The organism is Stenotrophomonas terrae (assembly GCF_001431465.1).
Classification (GTDB): Bacteria; Pseudomonadota; Gammaproteobacteria; order Xanthomonadales; family Xanthomonadaceae; genus Stenotrophomonas; species Stenotrophomonas terrae.
The window spans coordinates 1-664 of the sequence record NZ_LDJJ01000106.1 but is presented as its reverse complement, the minus strand read 5'-3'; the positions used below and the strand labels follow the sequence as shown (position 1 = coordinate 664).

General features: G+C 63.4%; 1 protein-coding gene and 1 pseudogene. One reads left to right on the top strand and one right to left on the bottom strand.

Going from position 1 to position 664, the window contains the following annotated elements:
• The coding region (locus ABB27_RS18830; RefSeq protein ID WP_152984695.1) for an MFS transporter at nt 1-328 on the bottom strand (328 nt) is incomplete at its 3' end.
• A gap of 198 nt (nt 329-526) precedes the next feature.
• Between ABB27_RS18830 and ABB27_RS19495 the strand changes: the two are divergent.
• Nucleotides 527-664 (top strand): annotated as a pseudogene (locus ABB27_RS19495) (drug/metabolite exporter YedA); the annotation flags it as partial.

Sequence of the window (664 nt, the reverse complement as noted above, 5' to 3'; positions counted from 1 at the left end):
CGATCAGGAACGAACAGGCGGCCATCACTGTCACCGACACGGTCAGGGCGCGGCGGCGGCCGTAGCGGTCGGCGAAGCGGCCGAAGTACCAGGCACCGATCGGGCGCATCAGGAAGGTGGCGGCGAAGATCGCCCACACATAGATCGTGGAATTCTTGTCGGCGGCCGAGAAGAACTGTGATTCAAAGTAGACCGCGAACACCGAGTAGACATAGACGTCGTACCACTCCACCAGGTTGCCGGCAGAGCCTTTCAAGGTGTTGGAAATGGAACGGCGCAGCGCGGCGCGATCGGAGGCTGCCGGTGCGGAAGCGGTGGGGGTGTTCATGCAGACAGTGTCCTCGCGGGGTGGCCAACGGCCGGGCGATGTATGCATCGGGCCGGGCGGATGGCTTCACCCTAGCGCAGCCAGCGTCTGCATGACGTAGGCGATCTTGCCAGGCGAATACAGCATGCTGTTTTTCAGACTGATCTCCGTGCCTGTGTGGCCTAGAATCCACCTTCCCCCGAATGGTGGCACCGCCTCATGTCCTCCCCCGAATCCGCGCCGGCTGCTCCTCCCAGGGGTGGCCTTGTCGTTCTGGCCCTGTTCCTGGTCTACGTGGTGTGGGGGTCGACCTATCTCGGCATCCATCTGGCGCTGGAAAGCGGCCTACCACCGCTG